The sequence below is a fragment of the Dehalococcoidia bacterium genome, assembly GCA_022451965.1.
Classification (GTDB): Bacteria; Chloroflexota; Dehalococcoidia; order Lucifugimonadales; family Lucifugimonadaceae; genus TMED-70.
Genome location: JAKUNJ010000003.1, coordinates 62,197 through 80,637, shown reverse-complemented (window position 1 = coordinate 80,637; position 18,441 = coordinate 62,197). Strand labels below are relative to the sequence as shown.

The following is an 18,441-nucleotide window of genomic DNA, read 5'->3' as shown; positions in this document are numbered from 1 at the left end:
GTTAGTAATGAAAATAGGATTTATTGGTTTGGGAAATATGGGGCAAGGTATGGCGAACAATTTATTGTCAAAAGGTGCTGATCTAAGAGTTTATACCAGAAATAAAGAAAAAATAAATTTAATGGAAAAAAAAGGAGCAAAAGGCTGTTACGATTTATCAGATATTGTGAACCAAAGTGAAATAATATTAACTTGTTTGCCAGATATTAATACCTCTAAGGAAGTGATATTAGGAGAAAAAGGAATTAGCTCTAATGAATTTATTGAAAATAAAATAATTATTGATCATTCAACAGTAGATGTAGCTACATCCAAACAATGTTTTTATGAATTAAATAAGAAAGGAGCAAGCTTTTTAGACGCTCCTATTTCTGGTGGTCCTATTGGAGCAAGAGATGGAACCTTATCAATTATGGTTGGAGGAAATGATTTGGCATTCAAAAAAGCTAAACCTTTCTTCGAAATGATGGGGAAAACAATAAAAAAAATGGGTGATTCTGGAACTGGAACTGCTATGAAGTTAATAAATCAATTGCTAACAGCAGTTCATACCACAGCTTCAGCTGAGGCTCTAGCTTTATCAAACGCCGCAAAGATAAATATTGATTCTGCTATGGAAATACTCATGGTAAGTTTTGGGTATTCCAAAATGCTAGAAAGATCAGCTCCGATAATTAGAGATAGAGATTTTAAAGATTCTTCAGTACCTGCTAGAAATATACACAAAGACATATCTATAATTGAAAAAATGGGAAAAGAGCTCTCCGTAGGATTGCCTTTAACCAAAGTAACAAAAAAATTATATGATGAATTAAAATCTAAAGGAAAAGAGATGGATGATATGGCTGGAATTATACAAATCATTGAGGGAAATTAGAGAGGAAAAGAAATTGAAAAAATATAAAATAGCAGTTATTCCGGGTGATGGAATAGGAGTAGAAGTAGTTTCAAGTGCCTTAGAAGTATTAAGTCATATCAGTAAGAAGAATGACTTTGAACTAAAATTTTCAAACTTTGATTGGAGCTCAGAATATTACTTTAAGAATGGAGTAATGATGCCTGATGATGGTATAAATCAATTGACTGAATTTGATGCTATATTTCTAGGTGCAGTTGGCCACCCAGATATACAAGACCACATTACTTTGAATGGACTTCTTCTGCCAATAAGAAGAGCCTTTGATCAGTTTGCTTGCGTAAGACCTTCTATTTTATATCCAGGAGTTGACACTCCTCTAAAAAATATTAAACCATACGATGTAGATTTTATTGTTGTAAGAGAAAATACTGAAGGAGAGTATGCTAACGTTGGGGGCTTTCAATATAAAAATTTTCCTGAAGAAGTAGCTGTACAAAGTGCAGTATTTACAAGAAAAGGATGTGAAAGAGTTATTAGATATGCATTTGAATTGGCACTAGAAAGAAATAAAAAAAATCATGTCACTTCGATAACAAAGTCTAATGCTCAAGGTTATTCAATGACACTTTGGGATAGATGTTTTGAAGATATAAAGTCTGAGTATCCTAAAGTATCCACAAATTCATTATTGATAGATGCTGCTTGTATGGACTTCATTAGGAAACCAACTGAATTTGATGTTGTTGTAGCCAGTAATCTTTTTGGAGATATTTTGACAGACATAGGAGCTATAATAACAGGTTCGATGGGATTAGCTTCAAGCGGTAATATAGACCCAACTAGAAAAAATCCTTCTATGTTTGAACCAACACATGGATCTGCTCCAGATATCGTAGGAAAAGAAATTTCTAATCCAATGGCTCAAATTTTGACTGGAGGAATTATGTTGAGTCACCTTGGTGAAACTGAAGCTGCAAAAGAACTTGAAAATTCTGTAAAGAAAGTCATAGAATCAGGAGAAATTTTAACTCCTGATCTAGGTGGGCATTCTAAAACAAAAGAAGTAACCCAAGCCATTATTTCTAAACTATGATTAAGGGAATTATTTTTGATCTAGATGATACTCTAACAATCCATGAAAAAATTTATAATAAAGAATACATTAGAATATCTCAAGAAATATCAAAAAATATAATTGATAAAAATACTTTAGAAATCATTATAAAAAAAATAAACGAAATTGGTTCAATAAAATATTTTAAGAAATATTTAGATGCAAAATTTGGTGGAAGAGATATTCTTTGGGGTGATATAGGAGGTTCCGGAGAAGTAAATGAATTCATTTCTACAAGTTATAACATAATAAGAACAGAAATTTGGAAGGAAATTACAAAAAATATTCTGGGTATTAATAATATAAATATTTCTGAAATCTCAAATAATCACATTCACAATATGTGGGAAATGATTGAAGCCTATGATGATGTTATACCTGTTTTATTAAAACTAAAAAGGCTTAAGTTAGCAGTATTGACAAATGGAATGGCTATACATCAAAGGAGAAAGTTAGCAAAGTCAGGTCTCTTGTATTTTTTTTCTGGTAAAAATAGGCAAATATTAACTTCAAGTGAAATAAAGTTTGGAAAACCTTTTCCACATGGTTATGAAATTATTATAAAGAATTTCAAATTATCTAAAAATGAAATCTTAATGGTAGGAGATAGACCTGAAGGAGATATATTGGGAGCAAATAAATTAGGAATAAAATCAGTTTATATAAATAGAGAAAATGAAAATATATCTAATAATGAATTTAGACCTACTTATGAAATAAATTCAATGTACGAATTATTAGAAATAATAGCTAAATATAATAATTAAGAAAAACATTTAGATAAGATTTTTATAATCTTAAAAAATCAAAATCACATCCATCTTCAGCTTGTAAAATATGTTTCTTATAAATATAGCCATATCCTCTTTCATATTCAGATATAGTTATATTTTTTCTCTTTTTATTTCTTCTCTTCTCTAAAATTGAATCATCAACTTTAAGATCAATAGATTTATTCTTTATTGATATAGAAATAAGATCTCCATTTTCAACTAAAGAAAGTGGTCCACCAACATAACTTTCAGGACTAACATGAAGAATTATGGTTCCAAATGCTGTACCACTCATTCTTGCATCTGAAATTCTTACAATATCTCTGATTCCCTTATCCAATAATTTTTTTGGGATAGGTAAAAATCCAGATTCAGGCATACCTTGACCTCCGACTGGACCATTATTTCTAAGAATTAGGACTGTATTTTCGTCAACCTCAAGATCTGGTTTATCTATATTATTTGATAATTCTTCAGCAGAATCATAAACTAGAGCTTTTCCAGTATGTTCAAGAAATTTTTTACTTGCCGCGGCTACTTTTATAACTGCACCATTTGGAGCTAGAGTTCCCTTAAGAATACAAATACTGCCTTCCTTATTTATTGAATTAGATTTACCTCTTATTACATTTTCGTTATAAATTTCAGCTTCATTTACAATTTCAGATATTTTTTCACCAGAAACTGTAATAACTTCTTTATAAATTAAATCTTGTATATTTTTTAATATTCCAGAAACTCCTCCTGCATAATGAAGATCCTCCATCAACATTTCTCCAGCAGGTTTTAAATTGGCTATGACGGGAGTTTTTTCTGATATTTTATTGAAATCCTCTAAATCAATACCAACTTTAGTTCTTCCTGCAATAGCTAACATATGGATAATGGCATTTGTAGATCCACCGAAAGACATTAATGCACTAATTCCGTTATGAAAGTTTTCTTTTTTTAAGAAATTTTCAATTCTTATATTTTCATTTACCATTTCAACAATTCTTTGACCAGTTTTATTTGATAATGCTAGTCTTCTCGAATCAACTGCAGGGATAGATGCAGCACCTTTCAAAGTGAGTCCCATAGCTTCTGAGATTACACTCATTGTTGATGCTGTTCCTGCAACCATACAATGACCAGGAGACCTGTAAATTGATTCTTCCATTGAATCATAATCATCCTGCGAAATATTACCTGCACGAAGTTCGTTCCAAAATTTTCTACAATCTGTACAAGATCCTAATTCTTGACCTCTCCAATCACCTCTTAGAGAAGGCCCTCCAGGAAGTAAAATTGTTGGAATGTTAGCAGATGCTGCTCCCATTAACATTGCAGGAGTTGTTTTATCACACCCAGAAAGAAGAACAACTCCATCTATGGGCAAGCCCTTAATCATTTCTTCAACATCTATTGACATTTGATTCCTAAGATACATTGATGTAGGAGTGAGAAAAAATTCTCCCAAAGATATCACAGGAAACTCAATAGGTGTTCCACCTGCTTCTATAACCCCTTTTTTTACATGTTCAGCTAAATTTCTAAGATGAGAATTACAATGAACTGCTTCAGAGAAACTATTTGCTATACCAATAATTGGACGGTTCTTGATCATATTATCGGGCCAACCTTGAGCTTTCATACCTGATCTATGTAAGAATCCTTCTAAATTTTTTTCACCAAACCATTTTTCACTTTTATTATATTTAGCCATAATCTCTCCGATATTCATTAATAATTTGATAAAAAAAATAATATTTATTAGATTATTGAATATAAAAATCCACTATCTGATAAAAGTATTTTACCTCTAATTTATAATTAAAAAATAAATAGAATATTATGTTTTATATAAATGAAATTAATTCAAATAAAAAATAGCTCTGATATTGATTTATTAGGTAAACTTATTACTAAAAAAAATATATTTGGAATAGATACAGAATTCATACGAGAAAATACATATTTTCCTATCTTGTCCTTAGTTCAAATTGCAGTAGACGATGTTGTGTTCATATATGATTTTCTTAAGAATAAAAACTATAGAACTAATTTAGCCAAAATACTTTCGTTAGACAAAAGTATTAAAATATTTCATGACTGTGAGCAAGATATAGAAATACTTGAAAAAAATTTTGATATTGAAATAAAAAATATTTTTGACACTCAACTAGCAAATGCATTTATAGACCTTGAGCATCATATAAGCTACAAAAATTTGGTCAAAAATATATTAGATCTTGATATTGATAAAAAACATCAAAATTCAAATTGGCTAAAAAGACCTCTATCAAAACACCAGTTATTTTATGCTGCTAGTGATGTAATTCATTTGGAAAAATTATACAAAAAAATCTCAAGAGAGTTAAGTCGCCAAAAAAAATCTAATTGGTTTGACGAAGAAATGAAGAATATAATTCAAACAATTAAACATAAAAGTAAGCCAGAAAATTCTTGGGAAAAAATTAGGATAAGTGATAAAAATAAAATTAATTTAGAATTAATAAAATCAATATCTAGTCATAGAGAGAATATTTCAAGGTCAAAAAATATACCTAAATCATGGTACCTAAAAGATAAACAGATAATAAAAATTTCTTCAGATTATTTTAGGAACTTAAGTCTACTTAAGAAACTAAACCTAACAGAAAATAAATATTTTTTTGAGAGTGATATAGATGAAATATATAAAATCTGTAATAAACATAAAAAAGGATATTACAATTCTTCAGTCAGAAAAATTAATGTAAAAAAAGCACAAATAAATATTAAAAATATTTCAAAAAAAATCAAAGTCTCAGAAACTTTAATAGCTAATAAAAAGGATTTAGAAAATTTTTTCTTAGACAAAGAAAGAAATAATCCATCAGGTTGGCGCAAGCATATATATGAATCAATAAATGAGCAGACAAATGAATAATCTTTATCGTAAAATAAAATCTTATAAAATATAAAAATATGAATACTCCTAAAACAGCAGATGAACTAAGAGCAAAATTTTTAGATTTTTTTGAATCTAAAAATCACTTAGTTCATCCATCATCCTCTCTAATACCTTCTGGTGACCCGACTTTATTACTCACAAACTCAGGTATGGCTCAATTTAAGTCTTATTTTTCTGGAGAAAAAAAACCACCTAATTTTAGGATGGCAACTTCTCAGAAATGTTTTAGAACAACAGATATTGAAGAAGTTGGAGATGACACTCATTTAACACTCTTTGAAATGTTAGGTAATTTTAGCTTTGGAGATTATTTCAAGGAAGAAGCTTGTAAATGGGCATTAGAATTTATGACGGATATACTCAATTTTGATAAAAACAGACTTTTTTTCACAGTTTATAAAGATGATGATGAAACAGAAAAAATTTGGGAAAAATTAGGTATACCAAAAAAATATATTTATAAGTTTGGTGATGAAGATAACTGGTGGGGTCCAGCAGGAGATGAGGGTCCATGTGGTCCTTGCTCTGAGTTACACTATTACACCGGAGACTTAAATAAAATGAGATTCACAGATAGTAAATGGGGTCCTAATATTCATGAAGATTTTGTTGAACTATATAATCTGGTTTTTACTCAATTTTATAGAGACATAGATGGTAAAGATACAAATTTGCCTTTCAATAATATTGATACAGGTATGGGATTAGAAAGAACTGTTTCAGTCTTAAATAATGTCAAAAGTTCTTATGATACTGATATTTTTCGTGATCATCTAACATATTTAGATACTCTTGTTAAAGGAAATAAAAAAGACTTTGATAAATATAAAAGAATTATTGCCGAACATGGAAGATCTGCATCTTTTCTTATAGGTGATGGAGTACTTCCAGAGAATACTGGCAGAGGATATGTCTTGAGAAGACTTATTCGAAGAGCTATGATAACTGCAAAAAAATTAGATTTAGATTTTCCAATATTATCTCCAATGGCTAAAATTACTTCAATGAAATTGAGCCATATATATCCAGAATTAGAGGAAAAATTGGATTTTATTATTTCAGTTCTTAATAAAGAAGAAGAAAACTTTAATAAAACTTTAAGTTTTGGAACTCAAGTTTTATCTGAACTTATTAGAAATAGAGGTATTTTAATAAATCAAGAAATAAATATATCAAATGATGTAAAAGAAGTGTCCAAAGAAATAATAGGCAAATTAGGAGATGGTGGAAAAAAGAAATTATTAAGCGGTACTGAAGCTTTCATTCTATACGATACTTATGGATTTCCTATTGAAATTACCTCAGAAATTTGTGAAGAATTTGGGTTAGGAATTGATATAAAATCTTTCAACGAAATTATGGATAAACAAAAAGATAGATCTAAAAAATCTATAAATAAAGATAATAATGAAAAAATATACTCATCTTTAAAAGTATTGCCTACTAATTTTTTAGGTTATGAAACACTTAATTCAAAAGCTAAAGTTTTAGCAATTATCAAAAATAATAAAATTCAGAAAAAAGTTAAAACAGGGGATTCTTTTGAAATAATTACAGATAGATCTCCTTTTTATGCAGAAATGGGAGGTCAGTTAGGAGATACTGGCATCTGTTTTTCAGAAACTGGAGAATTTGAAGTATTAGATACGAAAAATCCCTTTGGAGGAATTTTCGTTCATGAGTCAAAGATGAAGTCGGGCGAAATCTCAGAAGGATCTGAAATATCTATGAAAGTAGAAAAAGAAAGAAGAGAAAAAATCAAAAGAAACCATACTGCAACACATCTTTTACATGCAGCTCTTAGAGAAATTATTGGAAGTCATGTTAGGCAGTCGGGGTCTTTAGTTCATCCAGACTACCTGAGATTTGATTTTACTAATTTAGAAGCTTTGGATGATCATTCTGTCAAGAAAATTGAAGATAAAGTCAATGAATATATAAGAAATAATCTAGATGTAAAAGTCTCAAATACTACATACAGTAAAGCCATAGAAGAAGGAGCTATTGCTTTTTTTGATGATAAATATGAGCATGATGTAAGGACTATTAAAATAGACGCACCTTGGAGCTTTGAGCTATGTGGTGGGACTCACATGCATAAAACTGGTGGAATTGGATTATTTAAGATTGTTTCAGAGATTGGAATTGGATCAGGAAATAGAAGGATTTTTGCCACAACAGGAATTGGAACAGAAGATTTAGTAGAAAGTAATCAAAATGTGGTCAAAGCAATAATGAAAACTCTTAGCTCAAATAAAGATGATGTTATTGAAAAATTTAATTTATTGTACAAACTATCAAAAGATCAACAAAAGGAAATTGAAAATTTACAAATACAAATTACGAATCTATCCCTAGGTAATACAGAAAGGTCATCTACTGAAGAATTTCAAATAGGCTCTACAAAGGTTTCTTGTTCTAAAGTCTTTGCTGCCAATATAGGTGCATTAAGAAAGGCTGGAGATTTGCAAAGAACTAAACTTGGAGAAGGAATAGTTATTTTAGGATCTATTATTGATCAAAAAGGCTCAATAGTAATTATGGCTACAGATGGATTGGATATCGATGCTGGAGAATTAGCTAAAATTATCGCTAAAGAAACTGATGGAGGTGGAGGTGGAAATAAATTTTCAGCTCAAGTTGGTATTAAAAATATAGAAAAATTTGAAAACTTTTTTAAAGATCCTAAAAAAATAATTAATAATATCAACTGATGCCTATTTTAGCTTTAGATATTGGAGAAAAAAGAACAGGTTTAGCAATTTCAAATGATGTTTCAACTATTTGTACGCCTTTGAAATTTATATCTTCAGAAAATATAGATTTATTTCTTACAGAACTAAAGAAGATATTAGTTGAAAACAAAATAAAAAAAATAATAGTAGGTCTACCTATTCTATTATCTGGGAAAGAGGGTACTAGGGCTAAATTTTCCAGATATATTTCAAAAAGAATAAAAAAAGCAAATAAAAATGTAGATGTTATTTTATGGGATGAAAGATTATCTACAAAGGAAGCTGAAAAATATCTTATTAAATCAGGATTAAGTAAGTCTAAAATAAAAGATAAAATTGATTCTGCATCAGCAGTGATTATTTTAGAGAGTTATATTTTGGGAAAACAAAATGGTTAGAGAAATAGGAATAATAGGATACCCTTTAGGTCATACCTTATCTCCAAGGATTCATGAGTCTGCCTTCGATGCCTTAAACTTAGATATTAAATTTACTGTATGGGAAACTGAACTTTCAAACTTAGATAAGATTATAAATAATCTTAGATCAAATAATATTTTGGGTTCTTGTGTAACTCTACCATACAAACAAGAAGTAATAAAATATATTGATCAACTTGATAAAACAGCTATAGAAATGGATGCTGTCAATTGGATAGTAAATAAAAAAGGTAAACTGTTGGGTTATAACACTGATTGGGAAGGATTTAGAGAAAGCTTAAGATTTATAAATTATGATCAAAGAAATAAAAATTGTCTTATCTTAGGTGCTGGAGGATCTGCAAAAGCAATTTGTATGTCATTGATTAAGTCTAATTCAAAAAAAATATATATATATAATAGAACGAAGTCTAATGCCGAAAAACTATTAGATAATTTTTCTAATCATAAAAATAAAATAGAAATTATTGAAAAAAATTATCTTAATAATTTTTCTTTTATGAAAAATATAGATCTAATAATTAACACAACATCTCTCGGTATGACTGGTGGACCAAATCCTAAGATTTCTCCAATAAATACTGATATCATAAATAAGAATGCTTTGTGTTATGACTTAGTTTACTCACCCTCAATGACCCCGTTATTGATAGGAGCTAAAAAAAATAATATTAAATTTCTTGGAGGACTAAGTATGCTAGTATTTCAAGCTGCTTTAGGGTTCAAGCTCACAACAAATTTAGAACCCCCAATTGAAATAATGTTAAATTCTGTAGGTATCGAGAGATAAAATATGACAAAATTTAGATTCTTAACAGCTGGAGAATCCCATGGTCAGGGATTAAATGTAATTTTAGAAGGCATACCTTCAAATCTGAGCATTTCTGAGGACTTTATTGAAAAGGATATGTCAAGGCGCCAAAAAGGATATGGGTCTGGTGGTCGTATGAAGATAGAAAAAGATAGAGCTGAAATAAAATCAGGTGTAAGGCACGGTAAAACTTTAGGTTCACCAATTTCATTATGGATAGAGAATAAGGATTGGAAAAATTGGACTATTCCTATGTCAGTTAAAGAGGTAGATCCTGAAGAAAATATTAAATCACAAACAAGGATTGTTCCCGGTCATGCTGATTTTGCAGGATCTTTAAAATATAATCACAAAGATTCAAGAAATGTTTTAGAAAGAGCAAGTGCAAGAGAAACCGCTGCAAGAGTAGCAGCTGCCGCTATATGCAGAAAATTTCTTTCAGAATTAGGCATAGATATAAGATCAAGAGTTAAATCAGTAGGGTGGGAATCCTCTGAAATAGATGATATAGAATCTATTGATTGGACTTTTGTAGAAAAGTCTGAAGTAAGAGCATCAAATGAGCTAGAAGATACAAAATTTAAGAAAGTAATAGACAAAGTAAAAAAAGAACGAACTACTATTGGAGGTGTTTTTCAAGTTGTAGCTAATGGTATCCCATTGGGGCTAGGAAGTCATACACAGTGGGATAAAAAACTAGATGGAAAAATCGCACAAGCAATGATTTCAATTAATGCTGTAAAAGGAGTTGAAATTGGTAATGGTTTTGAAAATACTAAAAAATTTGGTAATAAAGTTCAAGACGTAATTGAACCAAATAAGAATGATATAAGAAATTTCTCACATATATCAAATCATTCCGGAGGTATTGAAGGTGGTATGTCTAATGGGAACTCTATAATTATAAATGTGGCTATTAAGCCTATTGCTACTATGACAAGACCTTTGCCTTCAGTAGACTTGTTAACAGGTGAAATTGTTGAAGCTTCATACAACCGATCTGATATTTGCCAAGTTTCTCGAGCATGTCCTGTAGGAGAAGCGATGATAGCCTTAACTATAACTGAAGAAATTTTAGAAAAATTTGGTGGAGATAGTCTTCAAGAAATTAAAAGAAATTACGCTTCTTACTTAAAAACATTTAAAGAATATGGGAATCAAAAATAATCTAAATAATATTTTTCTCATAGGTTTTTCGGGCTCTGGCAAGAGTAAAATAGGAAAAATTTTGTCTAGATCTTTAAGTTATAAATTTATAGATACAGATAGATATATTGAACATATAAAGAAAAAAAAAGTGCACGAAATTATTAATGAGGAAGGAGAATTAAGTTTTAGAAATATTGAAACTGAAATTCTGCATAATCTTGACTATACAAAAAATAATTTAGTAGTTTCTACTGGTGGTGGAATTCCTACAATTGAGCAAAATAATATAATAATGAAAAGATCTGGAATTATTATATGGCTATATGCTTCATTAGAAATAATTAAGGATAGACTAAACAAGACCAAAGAAATAAGACCCTTATTAGGTAATAATCTAAGGTCTGAAAAAGTAGATGAAATGTTTAATAAAAGACAGAAAAATTATACTATTGCTGATATAAAAATTAATACTGACTTAAAGGATCCAAAAGCTATTATGGAAGAAATTGAAGGCTTAATAAATGAATAATAATTATTTGGCCTCTGAAGTTAATACATCTCAAGGTAATTACAGAGTAATTGTAGGTAGAGATATACTTAAAGAATTGGGAAATGAATTAGATTATGCTGGATTGGGAGGTAAAAAATGCTTCTTGATTTCTGATAAGTCAATGTTCCCTAAAAATACAAAGATTCTTCATGAATCATTAGAATCTCAAGGATTTATCACAAATAGCTTATCTATAGATTTTTCTGAAACTCTAAAAAATTACAACACAGTAAGTAAACTTTATAACTGGCTTGCAGATATGAAAGTTGAAAGAAAGGATTTTATAATTTCATTTGGTGGAGGAGTGGCAGGAGATATAGTAGGTTTTGTAGCTTCAACATATCTTAGAGGTATTCCTTTTATTCAGATACCTACTACTCTTGCAGCAATGACTGATGCTTCAATAGGTGGGAAAGTTGCCTACAACTTAGATCATGGCAAGAATTTGGTAGGTGCTTTTTACCAACCTAAATTAGTTTTTGAAGAATTAAGTTTCTTAGATACTTTACCTGAAAGAGAAAAAATAAGTGGATGGGCAGAGGCAATAAAACATTCAATTATATTAGATAAAAATTTATTCGATGAATTTAAGCTTAACAGAAAGAAAATCTATGACCTTGATAATGATTTTTCTGCTGAAATATTGAAAAGGTCAGTCAAAATTAAAGCTGATATTGTTTCAAAAGATGAATTCGAAACAGGAGAAGATAGAATTAAGTTAAACTATGGGCATACTGTTGGTCATGCAATTGAAAAAGTATCAAATTATAATTCATTTCTACATGGCGAAGCAGTTAGTATCGGAATGATGGTTGCTATAAAAATTTCTGAGAAAATTGGTATGATTAATCAATCATCCGTAATTGAACAAAAAAATATTCTTGAAGACTATAATCTTCCTACAAGTGCTGAAAATATAGATAAACAAAAAATTTTTGAAGCCATAAAAATGGATAAAAAGAATGTTGATGGCAAGGTTAAATGGATCTTATTAGATGCTTTAGGTAAATCAAAAATCGTAAGAGGAGTGGATGATAAAATTGTGAACGAAGCAATAAATGAGGTTATTTTTTAGCCACCTGCAACTGCTGGAACAATCGACACTTCATCTCCTTCTTTGATTTCAGTAAACATAGAGTCGATATATCTAATATCTTCACCATTAATGTAAATATTTACGAAATGTTTTAAAGAATTTTCTTCCATTATTTTATCCTTAAATCCCGGAAATTTGTCATTTAAATTTTCTATCAATTGAATTACATTAGATCCATCTATATCAATTGATGTGAGATTATTTGTTAATGGTCTCAATGGAGTAGGTATCTTAACGTTTGCCATAACTTTTTTTGCTTGTTGTTATATTGTTATTATATTATGATTGATGAAAACTAAAAATGAAAGAGGAATGTTATGAAATTATCAACAATAGAAAGATCAATAACAGTCCTTGGAGCTCTTAATATGGATTTGATAATGGATCTTAAAAGACCAGCAAAACCAGGTGAAACTATTGTTGGTAAAAAGTTTTATACTGCTCCTGGTGGAAAGGGTGGAAATCAAGCAGTTGCAGCAGCCAGGGTTTCAAATGACCATTCAGTAATTTTTTTAGGTGCAGTAGGAAATGATAACTACGGACATGAATTAAGAAATTATCTTAATAATGAAAGGGTTATTACTCAAGAAATATTTGTTGATGATAAAAATCATAGCGGTATAGCAATTATTTTTACTGATAATGATGGAGAAAATTATGTAAATGCTGTTTATGGAGCTAATAGAATAAAAAATAATTCTATTATAGATTCATTTAATAAAAATCTAGATCAAACAAAAATATTAATTACACAAAATGAGATGGATAAAGATATAACGAAAGAATGTATGGAAATAGCTAATAAGAATGGGATACCGATAATCTTAGATCCAGCTCCATACAATAAAACTTTAAACAATGATTATTATTCTTTGGCAGATATAATAACTCCAAATGAAATAGAAGCAGAATATATGACTAAAATAAAAATTAAAAATATTGATGATGCAAAATTAGCAGGGAAAAAATTATTACAAAAAGGTATTAAAAATTGTGTAATTACTTTAGGTGAAAATGGAGCTTATTTTATAAATGAAGAAAAGGCAAAATATCTACCTCCATTCAAAATAGATAAAGTTAAGGCAAGTGTAGCAGCTGGTGATGCATTCACAGGAATTCTAGGAGCATCTATTTCTTCAGGATTAGATATATTTGATTCTCTAGAAATTGCCATTATAGGATCTGCGTTAAGCACAACAAAGAATGGGGCTCAAGAATCAATGCCTTACTATTCTGAAATAATAAAAGAGTTAGATTAAGCCTAATCCCTTAATTTGTTCTAATTTATTTATATTCTTTTCTTTCATTAGTTTTGAAAGTTTTTTATTAATGGAGTAAGCAAAAAATGGGCCATTATAAATGAATCCAGTATATGCTTGGCATAGATCTGCACCTAGAGCTAAGCAATTCCATACATCCTTTTCATCAAAAATCCCTCCACATGCAACAATAATCGGATCAGGGCCTAAAGAAGTCCTTATTTCTGCAATCATTCTTAGAGTATTTTCTGTAAGGACTTTGCCAGATATACCACCTTTTCCAACTGCCAATTTACTATTAACAACTGGTAAACTGTTAGCTATAACTAATCCATCAGCTCCAGCTAATAAACTAGTTTGGGCTAAAGATAAATATTCTTCTTTATTTTTCTCATCCCAAGGTGGTAATTTTATCAATATTTTATTATTGGAGATACTTTTTAATTTTTCTATTAGTTTTGATAGTTGGGGTGGATCATGAAATACCCTTAACCCAGATGTATTAGGGCTAGATATATTTATTTCAAAAAGCTTAGTATGACACTCTAATCTTTTTACACAAGTAATTATTTCATCCTCTGTTATACCAGATACAGACAAAAAAATACCATCAGATATACCGTTCTTACTTAAATTTCTTTCCACATTATCAAGACCAATGCTTGGAAATCCTAAAGAATTAATTAAGGCTTTCTTTTCTGGTATATGAAATAATCTAGGCTTGGGATTCCCGAACCTTTCCTGTAGTGTTATGGTTCCTCCGGTTACAAAACCGAAACCTAGTGATAAGAGTGGATTTAGAGTTTTACAATTTTTATCATAACCTGCTGCCAATCCTATAGGAGATTCAAGCTTTATATCATCAATATTTGTAGTAATATTTTCGTATTTTTTTGAATAACTGATAGGGTTAAATAATTTAAATAGAGGTATTTGTAGTAATTTTTCAGCCAGAAAGTGAGACACCTCTGGATTTATAAGTTGTAGAATTGGTAATATTAGTAATTTGTAAATCAATTTTTACTCCTAAGTTATATTTTAATCAAAATATAACTTAGTAACAAGGAAGAAAATTATATGTCAAACTTAGAATTTAGTTTGGGTTCATCAGAAAATCCAAAAGGTCATGCAGTGATATTTTTTATTGAAGATGATGAAATTTTTGTTTCTTATGTCGTAGATTTTCCAATTACTGTTGATATGTCAAAATATATTCCTGAAATGTTTGCTGATCAAATTCCTGAACAAGATATGGATAAAATTATCATCCCTCCAGTTCCAGAAAAATATCATGGTAATATGGAGTCCCTTGAGAATTTATGTAATTACAGGGGAGACGATCTAATAAATGGAGGCTCAATAAGAATTAAAGATAGTACACTTGCAATGTCAAAATTATCTAAGATAGGAAAGGATTATTCTGATATTTGTAAGGATTTTTATGATAATTTGTCATTGAATAAAATATTTAGTAATTCAAAAAAAATTTCTAGTAGCGAGTACTTAAATTTATCTGAATCTGATCTGCTTGCTGAAGTAACAAAAATTGTAGGTAAAATTAAATTCCAAAAGGATAACAATGAATCAGTAGATCCTGAAATTGAAAAAGTTAAGAATATTAGCAAATTATTACCAGAAAACAGAAAAATTAAAGAAATAATTAATTTTTTAGATCTAGAAAAAAGAAATTCAGAAAAGATAATATCAGCTTACATTAGTAGAGCTTATAGTATGTTAAATGAGGATTATATAAAGGTAAAAGAATTAGAGACTGAAATTCTAGAACTGGATAATAATTGACATCAATTGGAAGATCTGGTTTTCTAGCAAGCCTTTATGTAAGAAACTTTAAATATATGTGGCTGAGCCTTTTTTTCTCGATGGCTGGTTTTCAGATTCAAATGACTGTTAGAGGCATTTTAGTCTATGATATAACTGATGATGCATTTCTTACAGGATTAGTTTCTGCAGGTTTTGCTCCTTCACTTCTTGCTTTTTCTATGTTTGGTGGTGTACTAGGAGAGAAAGTTGAGAAAAGAATTTTAATTCAATTTTCTCAGGGATTGAATTGCTTAGGTAGCATTATAATTGGATTATTAATTTTTTTAGATCTAATTCATTGGAGCCATTTGCTCTTTGTTTCTGTTACTCAAGGAGCAATGTTTGCTATTCAAGTTCCAGCTCGACAGTCACTTATTCCTGATTTAGTAGGTAAGAAATTAGTTACAAATGCAATAGGATTAAATTCTATGGCTATGGGGGTTACCTTAATGATTGCTCCAGCAATCGGTGGTTACACTTATGAATTTTTTGGCCCTCTTAACTCTTACATAATTGTGTCTATTCTGATGTTAATTGGAGTTAGCTTAACTAGTTTTATTCCCAAGTTCCCTCCTAAAACTATCGCCAATAAAGTTTCAACTTTAAGTGGTATAGTCAACGGATTTAAGTATTTGAAAACAAATCATATTATAAGAATTATATGGATTCACGCTGTCATACTCGCATTATGTACAGGTCCATTTAGAATGTTAATTCCAGTTTTTGCAAAAGATATTTATTTTTCATCACCTGGAGAAGTAGGAAATTTAATGGCTGCAGGTGGTATAGGAGGAATTTTATCTTCAATACTAATAGCATCATTATCTTCAGAAAGTAAAAGAGGAATTATTTTAATGATAATTGGACTCATAACTGGGATTGGATTATTTATGATGGCAACAATTAATTTATTCTTTATAGGAATAATCGGCATGATAATTTTAGGATTTTCTGAAACTGGAAGGTGGAGTTTAGGACAAGCCTTGATGATGGCTAATGCAGATGAAGAATATCGAGCAAGAGTAATTAGTCTTTTAATGATGTCTTGGGGACTTATGCCGCTAAGTATGCTTCCTATGAGTTGGGCATTTGGTTATTTTGGAGCAGAAATAACTACTTTATTTACAGCTATAATTACATTATTATTTTGTATATCAAGTTTATATTGGGCAAAAGCTCTATTGGGAACAAAATAATAAAATGCAAACAAAAATAAAGAAACTTCCAAGAGATATATCTCTATTAATTTCAGCAGGAGAAGTAATAGATAAACCTGTTTCAATAATAAAAGAACTTGTTGAAAATTCTATAGATGCTCTATCAAAAAGAATAGTAATAGAAATAAAAAATGGAGGTAAGAAATTTTTATCAATTACAGATGATGGTATTGGCATTGATCCAAATGATATAGAATTGGCCTTTGAAAGGCATAGTACATCAAAATTAAGATCTAAAGAAGATATTTATAAAGTTTCCTCATTAGGATTTAGGGGAGAAGCATTAGCCTCTATTGCATCAGTCTCGAAGATAGAATGCAAATCAAGAATAAAAAATCTAGACTATGGAATTTTCTTAGTTATAGACTCTGGTGAAATTATAACAAAATCAAAAATAGGTTCTAATTATGGAACTCAAATAATAGTACAGAATCTTTTTCATAATATTCCAGCGAGACTTAAATATTTGGCAAATAGTAGATCAGAATCTGGTAAGATTATTCAATTTGTTCAAAGTATTTCAATGTCCCATCCTAATATAGCTTTTGAATTAATTATTGATGGGAAAATTAGACTTAAGACAAAAGGTGACAATAGCAAAATTTCAATAATGAATCAGTTATATAGTTTAGAATCAAAGGACGTAATATATCTTGATCAAAAGAAAAATTCTTATCAACTCAAAGGATATATTAGTAAACCAGAAAAAAATTTTGGTAATCGTTCAAGAATGGTTTTTTCTGCAAATGGAAGAGTCATTAAGAATCCAAAGATATTTTTTAGTATTGAAAATGCTTATAAGCAATTTAATAAATCTAAAAAATTTCCAATTACAAATCTCAATCTTATTTTGCCATTTGACGAAGTGGATGTAAATATTCATCCTCAAAAGCATGAAATAAAATTTCAAAATGAAAATGAAATTATATCTTTTATTTACAGTAATATAATAAAAACTTTAAATTCTGAGATTCCATCAGAAACAATAAATTTGGAGATTAAACAAAGAAATAATAATTATTATAATTATGAAAATCTTGAATATTTCCAACAAAAACTTATTAATAATGAAGAAATTCCTCCACTAAAGGAAGTAATTCCAATTCTTAGATTTATTGGACAAATAAAAAATACATTTATTTTATGTGAAGGTCCTGATGCACTTTACATAATAGACCAACATGCAGCCCATGAAAGAATATTATTCGAAAAATTTATTAAGTTAGGATTTAAGAAAGATTTTCAAATATTGAATATATCAAAATATATAGATCTAGGAGTTTTGAAAAATGAAATAATAATGGGAGAAATTGAAAATTTCAAAAAATTAGGCTGGGATATTGATCAATCAGCAACAGGTGAAATTATTGTTAGAAATCTTCCATTTTTAGGCATTTATAAATCTAAAGAAGTAGACTTAAACTACCTATTTGAACTGATTATCAAAGACTTAAAAGAAAAATCTGACACACCTGCGGATATTATTGCAAAAAGATTAGCTTGTCACAATGCAGTAAGAGCTGGTGATAAATTATCTGAATCAGAATCAGAAAAATTAATAAAAGATTTAGAAAAGACAAATATACCTTGGGACCCACATGGAAGACCAGCAATAGTAAAATTAGACTATAATAATCTATCTAAGCAATTTGGTAGATAGTGTATAATTAAATTGAATCATT

The 18,441-nt window shown here is 29.3% G+C and carries 17 protein-coding genes; 14 read left to right on the top strand and 3 right to left on the bottom strand.

Translation table 11 applies throughout. The features are described 5' to 3' along the window. Positions 1–7: 7 nt before the first annotated feature. The 3 genes from MK083_01050 to MK083_01040 are packed head-to-tail and all read left to right on the top strand — an operon-like array spanning position 8 to position 2,740. Positions 8–877, top strand: a complete 870-nt coding sequence (locus tag MK083_01050; protein ID MCH2673041.1) for an NAD(P)-dependent oxidoreductase — start codon at positions 8–10, stop codon at positions 875–877. 13 nt (positions 878–890) lie between these two features. Further along, positions 891–1,952, top strand: a complete 1,062-nt coding sequence (locus MK083_01045; protein ID MCH2673040.1) for a tartrate dehydrogenase — start codon at positions 891–893, stop codon at positions 1,950–1,952. Continuing rightward, entirely contained in the window at positions 1,949–2,740 is a 792-nt protein-coding gene (locus tag MK083_01040; protein MCH2673039.1) for an HAD family hydrolase, read from the top strand. Before MK083_01045 ends, MK083_01040 begins: the two co-directional genes overlap by 4 nt. 22 nt (positions 2,741–2,762) lie before the next feature. Here MK083_01040 and MK083_01035 read toward each other — a convergent pair whose 3' ends face one another. Further along, the gene (locus MK083_01035) at positions 2,763–4,451 is read right to left on the bottom strand and encodes a dihydroxy-acid dehydratase (protein MCH2673038.1); all 1,689 of its coding nucleotides are present in this window, start codon (positions 4,449–4,451) and stop codon (positions 2,763–2,765) included. Between the two features lie 141 nt (positions 4,452–4,592). On the opposite strand from MK083_01035, the gene MK083_01030 reads away from it, so the two are divergent. Genes MK083_01030 through aroB form a run of 7 tightly spaced genes read left to right on the top strand, consistent with a single transcriptional unit; the run spans position 4,593 to position 12,441 of the window. After that, the gene (locus MK083_01030; protein ID MCH2673037.1) at positions 4,593–5,657 is read left to right on the top strand and encodes a hypothetical protein; all 1,065 of its coding nucleotides are present in this window, start codon (positions 4,593–4,595) and stop codon (positions 5,655–5,657) included. Positions 5,658–5,695: 38 nt separating this feature from the next. After that, positions 5,696–8,395: an alanine--tRNA ligase gene (gene alaS, locus MK083_01025; GenBank protein ID MCH2673036.1), complete on the top strand. Its 2,700-nt coding sequence runs from the start codon at positions 5,696–5,698 to the stop codon at positions 8,393–8,395. Next, a complete protein-coding gene (gene ruvX / locus MK083_01020; GenBank protein ID MCH2673035.1) occupies positions 8,395–8,814 on the top strand; it encodes a Holliday junction resolvase RuvX in 420 nt (139 codons plus the stop codon). The genes alaS and ruvX overlap by 1 nt, the downstream gene beginning before the upstream one ends. Further along, on the top strand, positions 8,807–9,646 hold the full coding sequence (aroE, locus tag MK083_01015; protein MCH2673034.1) for a shikimate dehydrogenase: 840 nt from the start codon (positions 8,807–8,809) through the stop codon (positions 9,644–9,646). Before ruvX ends, aroE begins: the two co-directional genes overlap by 8 nt. Before the next feature lie 3 nt (positions 9,647–9,649). Further along, complete coding sequence (aroC, locus tag MK083_01010) at positions 9,650–10,834, top strand: chorismate synthase (protein ID MCH2673033.1); 1,185 nt, start codon at positions 9,650–9,652, stop codon at positions 10,832–10,834. Next, a complete protein-coding gene (locus MK083_01005) occupies positions 10,818–11,345 on the top strand; it encodes a shikimate kinase (GenBank protein ID MCH2673032.1) in 528 nt (175 codons plus the stop codon). Before aroC ends, MK083_01005 begins: the two co-directional genes overlap by 17 nt. Beyond that, the gene (gene aroB, locus MK083_01000) at positions 11,338–12,441 is read left to right on the top strand and encodes a 3-dehydroquinate synthase (protein ID MCH2673031.1); all 1,104 of its coding nucleotides are present in this window, start codon (positions 11,338–11,340) and stop codon (positions 12,439–12,441) included. The genes MK083_01005 and aroB overlap by 8 nt, the downstream gene beginning before the upstream one ends. On the opposite strand, the gene MK083_00995 is transcribed toward aroB, so the two are convergent. Continuing rightward, positions 12,438–12,707 carry a MoaD family protein gene (locus tag MK083_00995; GenBank protein ID MCH2673030.1) on the bottom strand — a complete coding sequence of 90 codons (270 nt, stop codon included), beginning with the start codon at positions 12,705–12,707 and terminating at the stop codon, positions 12,438–12,440. The genes aroB and MK083_00995 overlap by 4 nt on opposite strands. A gap of 72 nt (positions 12,708–12,779) precedes the next feature. Here MK083_00995 and MK083_00990 point away from each other — a divergent pair, with 72 nt between their 5' ends. After that, positions 12,780–13,721, top strand: a complete 942-nt coding sequence (locus tag MK083_00990; GenBank protein MCH2673029.1) for a PfkB family carbohydrate kinase — start codon at positions 12,780–12,782, stop codon at positions 13,719–13,721. Here MK083_00990 and MK083_00985 read toward each other — a convergent pair. Further along, the gene (locus MK083_00985) at positions 13,713–14,738 is read right to left on the bottom strand and encodes a dihydroorotate dehydrogenase 2 (GenBank protein MCH2673028.1); all 1,026 of its coding nucleotides are present in this window, start codon (positions 14,736–14,738) and stop codon (positions 13,713–13,715) included. The genes MK083_00990 and MK083_00985 overlap by 9 nt on opposite strands. Positions 14,739–14,798: 60 nt before the next feature. Between MK083_00985 and MK083_00980 the strand changes: the two genes are divergently transcribed. From MK083_00980 to mutL, 3 genes are read left to right on the top strand one after another with little or no spacing between them, the layout of a single operon-like run. Continuing rightward, positions 14,799–15,521 (top strand): hypothetical protein, encoded by a 723-nt coding sequence (locus tag MK083_00980; GenBank protein MCH2673027.1) that lies wholly within the window; start codon positions 14,799–14,801, stop codon positions 15,519–15,521. Further along, positions 15,518–16,738 carry an MFS transporter gene (locus tag MK083_00975; GenBank protein MCH2673026.1) on the top strand — a complete coding sequence of 407 codons (1,221 nt, stop codon included), beginning with the start codon at positions 15,518–15,520 and terminating at the stop codon, positions 16,736–16,738. The genes MK083_00980 and MK083_00975 overlap by 4 nt, the downstream gene beginning before the upstream one ends. 4 nt (positions 16,739–16,742) lie before the next feature. Continuing rightward, complete coding sequence (mutL, locus tag MK083_00970; protein ID MCH2673025.1) at positions 16,743–18,419, top strand: DNA mismatch repair endonuclease MutL; 1,677 nt, start codon at positions 16,743–16,745, stop codon at positions 18,417–18,419. The last annotated feature ends 22 nt before the right edge of the window (positions 18,420–18,441 follow it).

Bases quoted from the DNA above. Each gene is read 5' to 3' on its own strand.
- MK083_01050 (MCH2673041.1), top strand. From the start codon at position 8: ATGAAAATAGGATTTATTGGTTTGGGAAATATGGGGCAAGGTATGGCG.
- MK083_01040 (MCH2673039.1), top strand. From the start codon at position 1,949: ATGATTAAGGGAATTATTTTTGATCTAGATGATACTCTAACAATCCAT.
- MK083_01035 (MCH2673038.1), bottom strand. From the start codon at position 4,451: ATGGCTAAATATAATAAAAGTGAAAAATGGTTTGGTGAAAAAAATTTA.
- MK083_01030 (MCH2673037.1), top strand. From the start codon at position 4,593: ATGAAATTAATTCAAATAAAAAATAGCTCTGATATTGATTTATTAGGT.
- alaS (MCH2673036.1), top strand. From the start codon at position 5,696: ATGAATACTCCTAAAACAGCAGATGAACTAAGAGCAAAATTTTTAGAT.
- ruvX (MCH2673035.1), top strand. From the start codon at position 8,395: ATGCCTATTTTAGCTTTAGATATTGGAGAAAAAAGAACAGGTTTAGCA.
- aroE (MCH2673034.1), top strand. From the start codon at position 8,807: ATGGTTAGAGAAATAGGAATAATAGGATACCCTTTAGGTCATACCTTA.
- aroC (MCH2673033.1), top strand. From the start codon at position 9,650: ATGACAAAATTTAGATTCTTAACAGCTGGAGAATCCCATGGTCAGGGA.
- MK083_01005 (MCH2673032.1), top strand. From the start codon at position 10,818: ATGGGAATCAAAAATAATCTAAATAATATTTTTCTCATAGGTTTTTCG.
- aroB (MCH2673031.1), top strand. From the start codon at position 11,338: ATGAATAATAATTATTTGGCCTCTGAAGTTAATACATCTCAAGGTAAT.
- MK083_00995 (MCH2673030.1), bottom strand. From the start codon at position 12,707: ATGGCAAACGTTAAGATACCTACTCCATTGAGACCATTAACAAATAAT.
- MK083_00990 (MCH2673029.1), top strand. From the start codon at position 12,780: ATGAAATTATCAACAATAGAAAGATCAATAACAGTCCTTGGAGCTCTT.
- MK083_00980 (MCH2673027.1), top strand. From the start codon at position 14,799: ATGTCAAACTTAGAATTTAGTTTGGGTTCATCAGAAAATCCAAAAGGT.
- mutL (MCH2673025.1), top strand. From the start codon at position 16,743: ATGCAAACAAAAATAAAGAAACTTCCAAGAGATATATCTCTATTAATT.